We start from the raw sequence: 11,577 nt of genomic DNA on the forward strand, positions 1-11,577 counted from the left end.
ATAGCAAATTAAACAATGGAATTTGAACTCATTGCCAAGACCTTTATGGGATTGGAAACAGTCTTGGCACAAGAGCTAACCCAACTGGGAGCAAACAATGTACAGATTGGTAGACGCATGGTTTCGTTTACCGGCGACAAGCGAATGATGTATCGTGCGAACTTCCAATTGCACACAGCTATTCGTATATTGAAACCTATCGCACACTTCAAAGCGAAGTCGGCTGACGATATGTACGAGGAAGTAAAGAAGATAGACTGGAGCAAATATATAGAAGAAGGTAAGACTTTCTCGGTTGATTCGGTGGTTTATTCAGAAGAGTTTAGAAACTCACGTTTCGTGACTTACAAGGTGAAAGATGCCATTGTAGACCAGTTTCGTGAGAAAACTGGCAAGCGACCCAATATCAGTGTAAGCAATCCGGACATCAGATTGAATATTCATGTAGCCGAAGATAAAGCCACACTGTCGCTCGATTCCAGTGGAGAAAGTCTTCATCGCCGCGGTTATCGACAAGAGTCGGTAGAGGCACCGCTTAACGAAGTACTTGCAGCGGGTATGATATTGATGACTGGATGGAAAGGCGATACCGACTTTATAGACCCAATGTGCGGTTCAGGTACCATCGTTGTGGAGGCCGCTTTAATTGCTAGAAACATCAGTCCGGGTGTATTCCGCAAAGAATATGCGTTCGAGAAATGGCCCGACTTCGACCAAGAAATGTTCGATGAGATATATAATGACGACTCACAAGAGCGCGAGTTCACACACCATATTTATGGTTACGACATTGATATGAAGGCCGTAAACACAGCAAGACTGAATGTTAGAGCTGCTGGACTTACCAAAGACGTAACGATAGAACAGCAAGATTTCAAGAATTTCACAAAGCCAGAGAACCCTGCTATCATGGTGATGAATCCTCCATACGGCGAGCGTATCTCCACACCTAATCTATTAGGCACTTATAAAATGATTGGTGAACGACTCAAGCATCAGTTTACAGGCAACGAAGCATGGGTATTAAGCTATCGTGAAGAGTGTTTCGACCAAATTGGCCTCAAGCCTTCTATCAAGATACCTGTATACAATGGAAGTCTGGAATGCGAGTTCCGCAAGTATGCTATGTTCGATGGTAGAATGAAAGAATTCCGTTCTGAGGGCGGTATCGTGAAGACTGAGAAAGAAAAAGCAGAAATGGCAGAGAAGCATCGCTTTAAGAAAAACCGCGAATTCAAGAAACGATTGGACGAAGAAGAAGAGAATGAAGCAGCCGATATTCGCTCCTTTAAATTCCATTCATTGGAACGTCGGGAACCTCGCCGGGCTGATGATGACGACTCACGTCCACGTAAACGCTTCACCAACGACCGCAAAGGCTCGTTCGGAAAGAAAGATTTTAAAGGTGGATTCGGTAAAGGTGACCGTCGCACAGGATTTGATAAAAGACGTAAAAGATTTGATAATGATGAAGATTAAGAGTTTACTTACCATTCTATTCATAGCAACCACGACCATGAGTCAGGCGCAATTAAAGCACTTTACCCTTGAAGATCTCAACTTCGGAGGTAACAATTATTATAATATGGTGCCCCAAAACCGTTACACAACATGGTGGGGAGACCAATTGGTGCGACTTGATGCCGACGCATGCAAGACTATTGATGCGAAGAATGGTAAAGAGAAGATACTCTTTAATCTATCAGATGTGAACAAGCATGTGGCCGATAGCTTGGGCAAAGTACATAGTTTATACTATGCAGAGTTCCCCTATAGCGGTAAGACGGTAGTTCTATTGACCAACATGAAAAGCCGTCTTCTCTATGATTTTCGGAAGAAATCGGTTGTTTGGTCACAGTCTTTGACTGGACAAGAGCATGCAGATTGGAATGCCATCAGTAAGGCCGTAGCTTATGTGAAAGACTCTCAGCTCTACGTAAAACAAGGAAATCGCACCGTACAACTAACCACCGATGGCAGTAATGACATCGTTTATGGACAGAGTGTACACCGCGATGAATTCGGCATATCAAAGGGAACATACTGGAGCAACGATGGTAATAAGTTGGCATTCTATCGTATGGATCAGAGCATGGTGGCTTCGTTTCCCCTCGTTGACATCCCCGAAAATGACTGGAAGCCCCAAGATGGGCAATCGCGCATGGCTACCCCTGCTCCGCTAAAATATCCTATGGCTGGCGAGACATCGCACAAAGTGACCGTCGGAGTATACGATTTGCAGAGCGGCCATACTGTTTATTTGAAAGCAGGTGACCCTACCGACCGCTATTTCACGAACATTTCATGGAGTCCAGATTCCAAGATTATCTACATGTTTGAGCTCAATAGAGACCAAAACGATTGTCGATTGGTGAGCTACAACGCCACTACAGGTGATAAGATTGCCGAACTTTATCGCGAGACAGATAGCAAGTATGTAGAGCCTCAACACCCTATCGTCTTTTTACCATGGGATCATTCTAAGTTCATCATGCAGAGCCAAAAAGACGGTTACAACCACCTATACTTGTTCAGTAGCGATGGTACGCAACTCAAACAAATTACCCAAGGCAATTGGGTGGTCATGGATGTGCTCGGATTCAATACCAAACGCCGCGCGATTATCATCTCTAGCAATGAGTGTAAGTCCATTCAAAAGAACACATGGCTTGTAGATATTGAGACAGGAAAGCGTGCTTTGATGGACAATGGTGCCGGTTGGCACACCGCAAAAATCAGCACTAGCGGACAATACATTCTTGATAACTATTCCGAACCGACTGTTCCACGCAACATCGACATCATGAATACGGAGAATGGAAAGCACATCCGCTACTTCACTGCGGTCAATCCATGGAAAGATTACGATGTTCCGGAATACAGTTGCGGCTCTTTGAAAGCCGCAGATGGTACCACCGACCTTTATTATCGTATGGTGAAACCTACCAATTTCGACCCAACGAAAAAATATCCGACTATCATTTACGTTTACGGAGGGCCTCATGCACACAACGTAGATGCCCGTTGGCACTATGCAAGTCGTGGTTGGGAGACTTTCATGGCGCAGAGTGGATACCTTCTTTTCATTCTTGATAACCGCGGAAGTGAGAATCGTGGCAAGGCTTTCGAGCAGGCTACATTCCGCCAACTTGGCCAAGAAGAGATGAAAGACCAAATGCAAGGCATCGCATACTTGAAGACATTGCCCTATGTGGATGCCGATAAGATAGGCGTACATGGCTGGAGTTTCGGCGGATTTATGACCACCTCGCTCATGACCAACTATCCCGACGTGTTCAAAGTGGGCGTTGCCGGTGGTCCGGTTATCGATTGGAAGTGGTACGAAGTGATGTATGGCGAACGCTATATGGACACTCCACAGAACAATCCGGAGGGATATGGCAAGACGAGCTTAATCAAACAAGCCAAGAATCTCAAAGGAAAATTGCAGATAATCATTGGCGAGAACGACCCCGTAGTGGTGCCACAACATGCCAAAGCATTTATCCATCAGTGCATATTAGATGGTACTCAGCCTGATTTCTTCATGTATCCGGGCGAGCCACACAACATGCGTGGGCATCAAAGTACCCACTTACACAAGCGTATCAGCCAATACTTCTTTGACTATCTGCCCGTAAATAAATAACAAGCATATTGGTGTAAGAATCTACATAACCCTTTAAATCCAACAACAACGATGAATATATTATTACTAGGAAGCGGAGGTCGTGAGCACGCCTTGGCTTGGAAGATTGCACAAAGCAACAAAGTAGACCAATTATATATAGCTCCGGGCAATGCCGGAACGGCCAACTGCGGCACCAATGTGAATCTCAAAGCCGACGATTTCGACGCTATCAAAGACTTCGCTTTGCAGAATAATATCCACATGATAGTCGTTGGACCGGAAGATCCATTGGTAAAAGGAATCTACGACAACCTGAAACAGGATGTAAGAACGGCTCATATCCCAGTTATCGGTCCCTCTAAAGCAGGAGCGGTACTTGAAGGTAGCAAGGATTTTGCAAAGGGTTTCATGATGCGACACAACATACCTACGGCTCAATATCGCACTTTCAACGGTACAAATATTGAAGAAGGAGTGAAGTTTCTTGAGACATTGAAAGCACCATACGTGCTCAAAGCCGATGGATTATGTGCCGGAAAAGGCGTCTTGATACTCCCTACACTCGATGAAGCCAAGCAAGAACTCCGCGACATGTTGGGTGGAATGTTCGGCGATGCCAGTGCTTCCGTGGTTATAGAGGAATTTCTCAGTGGTATCGAATGTTCTGTATTCGTACTGACGGATGGTAAAAATTACAAGATTTTGCCCGAAGCCAAAGACTACAAACGCATTGGTGAGCACGACACGGGGTTGAATACCGGTGGTATGGGAAGCGTTTCGCCGGTTCCATTTGCCACTAAAGAGTGGATGCAAAAAGTCGAAGATCGCATCATCCGCCCCACTGTTGAGGGATTGGCTACCGAAGGTATCGACTACAAAGGATTTATCTTCTTTGGCTTAATTAATGTTGATGGCGAGCCAATGGTTATAGAATACAACTGTCGTATGGGTGATCCAGAGACCGAAAGCGTCATGCTGCGGCTCAAGAGCGATATTGTCGAACTGTTCGAGGGCGTTGCCGAGGACAATCTAGACCAACGTTCGATTGAATTCGATGACCGTTCGGCCGTCTGTGTCATGCTTGTTAGCGGTGGTTATCCACAGCAATATGTCAAAGGTTATCCCATTTCAGGCATCAAAGATGTAGAAGATTCCATCGTCTTCCATGCCGGCACAGCTCTTAAAGAAGGCGAGGTTGTCACCAATGGTGGCCGTGTTATTGCCGTTAGCAGCTATGGAAAGGACAAAGAAGAAGCTCTCCAAAAGAGTTTCCGAGGTGCTCAAAAGATTATATTCAAGGATAAATACTTTAGAACTGACATCGGTCAAGACTTGTAATTCAATAACTATTATTCACTAAAAACATAACAAGGAAGGTATAGCAGATTGGTAAACAAGAGTTTACAGAGAAAAATTGCAACCAGTAGATACGCGCTCCCATTGACCAGCATCTATGCTTTGGGAGTGTGTGCCTATGCATTGATGGAGCATCAATTGTGGATTCAAACGGCTTGTTTGGCATTAGCCTCATTCATGATGGTACAACTTAACAATGCATATGCACTTATCCGTATTTATAGTCGTATGGTTTCCTGCTCCTTCCTCGTGCTATGTACGATGGCAGCTTTCTTGCTTCCATCCTTAGAAGGAAGCCTTTTACAGTTATGCATCATCGCTTTCTTCCTGTTTTTCTTTAGAGGATACCAAGATAATAGAGCCACCGGCTGGGTGTTCTATGCCTTTGCGATGTGGGGCATTGCCAGTATCTTCTTTGTTCAAATACTCTATTTTGTACCCATTCTTTGGGTGATACTCTACACCAACATCCTTGCCGGAAGCGTGAAAACCCTATGTGCCAGTCTGCTCGGACTGTCAGTCCCCTATTGGTTCCTAGCTGGTTATGATGTATGGATGGATAACCCTACGGAATTGATTTTGCATTTCCAGCAACTAGCCCTATTCCAACCTATAGGACAAATCCAGCAACTTCCATTCAACCAACTACTCACTTGCGGTTTCTTAATCATTCTTGCCATGACCGGAACTATCCACTTTTTCCGTCATAGCTACAACGATAAGATTAGAACCCGCATGTTTTATGAAGTCTTTGTCGTGATAGATGCAGCCGCGTTTATTTTCATTTTTCTACAGCCTCAACACTATTCTGAGCTACTACGCATCAGCATTATCACCACAGCACCACTCATTGGGCACTTCTTAGCACTCACTCGTACGCGGATAACCAACATTGCTTTCTGTATGATGTTGGTCATAGCACTCACTCTAACAGCCATCAATCTATGGGTTCCATCACTGAGTTTCTAATCAATTGGGGCAATTGGGGCATGCTGTTGGCTGCCTTTTTGGCCGGTAGTTTCTTACCATTCAGCAGCGAAGCCGTTATGCTAGGACTGTTGGCTGCCGGTTTGAAACCTTGGCCTTTAGTATTTTCTGCTACCATCGGCAACGTGATGGGCGGACTCTTCAACTACAGTGTAGGGCGCTTAGGGCGTCTCGACTGGATAGAGAAATATCTACATGTAAGTCCAGAAAACCTTAATCGTGCCACGAAATTCATGGGTGGACGAGGCGCTTGGATGGGATTCTTCGGTTTCATACCTTTCCTTGGAAGTGCCATCACCATTGCATTAGGGCTCATGAGAGCCAATTTTTTTATTTCAACTATTAGTATGAGTATGGGAAAGTTTCTAAGATACGTCATCCTTATCCTGTCAGTGGCCTCACTGACTTCGTGTACGGGTGGCAAAGTAGACAATCAACGCACCATCATGGTGTCCATAGAGCCCCTTCGTTATTTCACAGAACAGATAGCAGGCGATAAGTTCAAAGTCATCACCATGGTACCCAAAGGTGGCAATCCCGAAACCTACGAGCCCACGCCTAAGCAAATGATGGAGCTCTCGAAGAGCGATTTGTTTTTAAAAATAGGCAATATCGGATTTGAGCGCACATGGATGAAGAAACTCATAGCCAACGCTCCGCACACCATCATGGTAGATACATCAGACGGTATAGCCCCTGTGAAGACCCTTAATGGCTTCGACGACCCCCATACATGGATGAGTGCAACCAATGCCCGCATCATTGCCATCAACATTTTCAACAAGTTAAAAGAGATAGATTCGCGAGACAGCCTCTATTTCAAGCAGAATTTGGAAAATCTACTAGACCATATCAGCATGGTAGACAACGAGGTGAGAGAGCATATCACTCAGGAAAAGGCCAACGCTTTTCTCATCTATCATCCCATTCTCACCTATTTTGCCCGCGACTATGGGCTTACTCAAATACCTGTTGAGGAAGAGGGACACGAGCCAAGTGCTGCACAACTGCAACAAGTCATTCGATTAGCCAAGCAAAAACAGGTAAAAGTCATCTTCGTACAAAAAGAGATAGCCAATCGAAATTTGAACGTTGTTGCAGCTGGAGTAGCTGCAAAGCAATCTATCATCAATCCACTAGGCTACCATTGGGATCAAGAGATGGTTCATATTGCAAAACTTTTGAAGTAAGACATGGCACAACCAATCATCGAACTCAACCATATCTCAGCCACCTACGGAGCTGTCATGGCATTGGAAGACGTGTCGTTGAAAGTCTACGACCACGACTATCTAGGCATCATAGGGCCTAACGGGGGTGGCAAAACTACGCTCATGCGCGTCATACTCGGCCTGATGAAGCCACAAACAGGAGAAATTATCTACCGACGCGAAGGCAAAGTTGTAAATGAACTTTCCATGGGTTATCTGCCACAATATAACAAAATAGACCGCAAATTTCCTATTTCCGTATACGAAGTGGTACTCTCCGGACTCAGCAGACAGAAACGTTTTCTACATCCCTACACCAAAGAACAACACCAACAGGTACGTCACGCCATTGAAAGGCTGGAGCTCGAAGGACTCGAAAAACGACACATTGGACAGCTCAGCGGTGGCCAATTACAACGTGTATTATTGGCGAGAGCCATTGTTTCCAATCCCGAAGTCGTGGTATTAGACGAACCCAATACCTACATCGACAAACGTTTCCAAAAACAGATGTACGAGATGCTGCACCGCATCAATGACGATTGCGCTGTCATTGTGGTAAGTCACGACATCGCCGAAATCATTGAGAACGTGAAACACGTAGCTTGTGTCAATCGCACACTGCATTATCATGAACACACCGACATACCCATAACCAAAATAGAACAGCATTTTCTATCTATCAGACCATAGAAGTGGTCTATAAAAACTCACCATTCCTCACTCCTAAATCCCCACTCTTAACTCCAGACCTCGTCAACTTGTCTACTCGTTAACTTGTCAACGAAATGACTGCAAAGCCTCGGCAACTTTCCTGCCTAGCCTCTTCAGCATTTTTGACAAGCCCCTGCAGCAATACTGCCTAGACTCTGCAACAAAATAAGTTTGTGAGTTTATAAGTTCATTAGTTAATGAGTTACGCCATAAGAGAGCCTAAATAGCCATACAATAATGTTTAAAAACGCAAGCAATATTTTGCAATATGCTTGATTTAATCTATCTTTGCAATCATTATTCACAAACAAATTTATGAGACAGTACAAATTAGTGGACAATATACTTGGATGGGTTGCATTCTTTATTGCGGCATTCGTATATTGTTCAACAATTGAACCGACAGCCAGTTTCTGGGACTGTCCAGAGTTTATCACTACTGCATTTAAACTCGAAATCGGACACCCACCCGGAGCACCATTCTTCATGCTCACCGCAAACTTGTTTAGTCAGTTTGTCAACGAGCCTTCACAAGTAGCTCGAATGGTGAATACAATGAGCGCATTATTGAGTGCTACGACCATCATGTTCCTCTTTTGGACCGTCACACACTTAACCCGTAAGCTCATCATGAAGGACTGGGACGAGCTCACAACAGCCAAATTGATCATCATTGAAGGTGCAGGTTTGGTCGGTGCATTGATTTATACATTCAGCGATACATTCTGGTTCTCAGCCGTAGAGGGTGAGGTTTATGCCTATTCATCGGCCTTCACAGCCATTGTATTCTGGCTCATATTGAAGTGGGAAGACCACGCCGACGAACCTCATAGTGACCGTTGGCTCGTGCTCATAGCCTATATGACCGGCTTAAGCATTGGTGTACACCTGCTCAATTTGCTGTGTATTCCGGCTATTGTACTGGTTTACTGCTACCGCAAGTTCCCCAATATCGAACTTAAAGGTTCACTGTTCGCACTCTTAGGAGCGTTTGTCATTGTGGCAGCCGTTCTTTATGGTGTCGTTCCGGGAATCATTACCGTGGGTGGATGGTTTGAATTGTTGTTCGTCAACGTACTCGGATGCCCATTCAATACAGGTGAGATTGTCTACATCATTCTCTTGGTAGCTACCGTCATTTGGGCTATTTACGAGAGCTATACCGATCAAAGTGAGAAACGACAAAATCTGGCTTTCGTGCTTTCTGTTGCCATGTTGGGTATTCCTTTCTTTGGTAATGGTGTGGGCGCAGCCGCAGTTGGTATCATCGTATTGGCAGTATTGTGGTTTGCCCTCAACCTCAAAAAGACAGAGGGAAAAGCAAAGGTGAGCTACGTCTCGGCTCGTATAAAGAATACAACCTTACTCTGTATGCTCATGCTGATGATTGGTTACTCCAGCTACGCGCTTGTTGTCATCCGCTCATCGGCCAATCCACCGATGGATCAGAACTCTCCTGAAGACATCTTCACGCTCGGAAATTACCTGAGTCGCGACCAGTATGGCGACCGCCCATTGGTTTATGGACAGGCCTACACATCGCAGGTGGCATTGAAAACAGACGGCAATATGTGCCGACCTGTTACCAAACAGGGTGCACCTATCTATAGTCGCAAGGAAAAAGCCAACAAAAACGAGAAGGATTCTTACTTCATCGTAAGCCATAAAAACAAGTACCAATATGCACAGAACATGTTGTTCCCACGCATGTATGATGCTCCCCACGCCCAAGCCTACGAAGACTGGATGGGCGGTGTAGACGGTTACGACGTGGCATATGATCGTTGTGGGGAAGCCATGACGGTGAAAATGCCTTCACAACTGGAGAATATCCGCTTCTTCCTCTCCTACCAATGCAACTTCATGTATTGGCGTTACTTTATGTGGAACTTTGCCGGAAGACAGAATGATATACAAGGTAACGGAGAATTGGAGCATGGTAACTGGATTACCGGTATTCCTTTCGTGGACAATGCACGACTGGGCGACCAGAGCAAACTGCCCGATGACTTAAAGAATAACAAGGGACACAATGTGTTCTATTGCCTGCCTTTGTTGCTCGGATTGCTCGGATTGTTCTGGCAAGCATGGCGTGGACAACGTGGAATACGCCAGTTCTGGGTGGTATTCTTCTTGTTCTTCATGACTGGTTTAGCTATCGTTATCTATCTGAACCAAACACCTATGCAGCCACGTGAGCGCGATTACGCCTACGCCGGTTCGTTCTATGCATTTGCAATTTGGTGTGGTATCGGTGTCGCAGCAATCTATGACCTCATCAAGAAGTACCTGCATGTAAGTGGAACTGTCGTAGCTGCCGTCGTATCATTGCTAGCATTGCTCGTTCCAATACAAATGGCAAGCCAGACATGGGACGACCATGACCGCAGTGGAAGATACACTTGCCGCGACTTCGGACAGAATTATCTGATGACATTGCAAGATAAAGGCAACCCCATTATCTTTACCAATGGAGATAACGACACCTTCCCGCTATGGTATAATCAGGATGTTGAGGGTGTTCGCACAGATGCACGCGTCTGCAATCTCAGCTATCTACAGACCGATTGGTATATCGATCAGATGAGGCGTCCGGCTTACGACTCCCCTTCTGTGCCTATCACATGGCCTCGACTCGACTACTGTTCAGGTACCAATGAGTATGTATCGATTCAGCCCGAAGCCAAAAAACAGATTTTGGAGTTCTATAAAACCAATCCAGAAGCAGCCAAGAAGCAATTTGGCGACAACCCGTTTGAATTAAAGAACATTCTGAAATACTGGGTACGCTCAAAGGATGCTGATATGCATTTCATCCCTACCGACACCGTATATGTAACGGTTGATAAAGACGCTGTGCGTAAAAGCGGTATGTTAATGGCCAGTGATACCATCCCTGATCGCATGGTTATCTCTCTAGCTAACAAGGATGCGCTCTACAAGGGCGACCTGATGATGCTCGAAATGATAGCACAATGCGACTGGAAACGTCCTATTTACGTGGCTCTGACAGTAGGTGAAGACAACTATATGAACCTTGGTGACAACTTCGTACAAGAAGGATTGGCCAATCGTATTACTCCTTTCACCACCAATAAACCCGGTGCTAAGCGCTACGATACGGAGAAAGTGTACAACAACTTGATGAATCGTTACAAGTTCGGAGGCCTCTCCAAGCCCGGACTTTATCTCGATGAAACGGTCATACGCATGTGTTATACACATCGAAATCTATATGCCGAACTGGCCAATCGACTCATTGCCGAAGGACAAAAGCAGAAGGCTTTAAAGGTATTAGAGAAGGTTGACAAAGAGATTCCAAGCTATAATGTACCCTACAGTGCATCATATAACGGGTCTTATCTGTATGCCATAGGGGCTTTGGATTTGGCTCGTGCATATGCTCTTTTGGGCAAAAAGCAGCAATCCATGACCATTATGAATGACGTATGGAAGCATTCTAAGCAACTCATGGAGTGGTACTTGAGCCTCAATGCCGATCGATTTGCACAATCAATGAGCGAATGCCTCCGCGAGATGACTATTATGCGACAAATTGCAGACGACGCTCCTATGGTTGATAAGAAGCTGGCTGGCAAGTGGAACAATATGTTTAACACCGTATTTGCACGTTATCGGGCAAAAGGTGGAATCTTACCAAACAGGGATTAAAGGCGC

Annotated in this window: 7 protein-coding genes; all 7 read left to right on the plus strand. The window is 45.1% G+C overall.

Going from position 1 to position 11,577, the window contains the following annotated elements; genetic code table 11:
- Positions 1 to 15 precede the first annotated feature (15 nt).
- The 7 genes from HMPREF0671_RS00235 (at position 16) to HMPREF0671_RS00265 (ending at position 11,571) form a co-directional block, all read left to right on the plus strand.
- Entirely contained in the window at positions 16 to 1,479 is a 1,464-nt protein-coding gene (locus tag HMPREF0671_RS00235) for a class I SAM-dependent RNA methyltransferase (protein WP_036895837.1), read from the plus strand.
- Positions 1,469 to 3,649, plus strand: a complete 2,181-nt coding sequence (locus HMPREF0671_RS00240) for a DPP IV N-terminal domain-containing protein (protein ID WP_036895989.1) — start codon at positions 1,469 to 1,471, stop codon at positions 3,647 to 3,649. The genes HMPREF0671_RS00235 and HMPREF0671_RS00240 overlap by 11 nt, the downstream gene beginning before the upstream one ends.
- A gap of 51 nt (positions 3,650 to 3,700) precedes the next feature.
- Positions 3,701 to 4,969, plus strand: a complete 1,269-nt coding sequence (purD, locus tag HMPREF0671_RS00245) for a phosphoribosylamine--glycine ligase (protein ID WP_036895839.1) — start codon at positions 3,701 to 3,703, stop codon at positions 4,967 to 4,969.
- Positions 4,970 to 5,017: 48 nt separating this feature from the next.
- A complete protein-coding gene (locus tag HMPREF0671_RS00250) occupies positions 5,018 to 5,956 on the plus strand; it encodes a hypothetical protein (protein WP_036895842.1) in 939 nt (312 codons plus the stop codon).
- Positions 5,932 to 7,164 (plus strand): metal ABC transporter solute-binding protein, Zn/Mn family, encoded by a 1,233-nt coding sequence (locus HMPREF0671_RS00255; RefSeq protein WP_036895844.1) that lies wholly within the window; start codon positions 5,932 to 5,934, stop codon positions 7,162 to 7,164. The genes HMPREF0671_RS00250 and HMPREF0671_RS00255 overlap by 25 nt, the downstream gene beginning before the upstream one ends.
- A 3-nt stretch (positions 7,165 to 7,167) precedes the next feature.
- Positions 7,168 to 7,878, plus strand: coding sequence for a metal ABC transporter ATP-binding protein (locus tag HMPREF0671_RS00260; protein WP_036895846.1), 711 nt, complete (start codon positions 7,168 to 7,170; stop codon positions 7,876 to 7,878).
- Between the two features lie 336 nt (positions 7,879 to 8,214).
- Positions 8,215 to 11,571, plus strand: coding sequence for a DUF2723 domain-containing protein (locus HMPREF0671_RS00265; protein WP_036895848.1), 3,357 nt, complete (start codon positions 8,215 to 8,217; stop codon positions 11,569 to 11,571).
- Positions 11,572 to 11,577: the final 6 nt, after the last annotated feature.

Origin of the sequence: Prevotella sp. S7 MS 2 (assembly GCF_000762865.1) — a bacterium.
Classification (GTDB): domain Bacteria; phylum Bacteroidota; class Bacteroidia; order Bacteroidales; family Bacteroidaceae; genus Prevotella.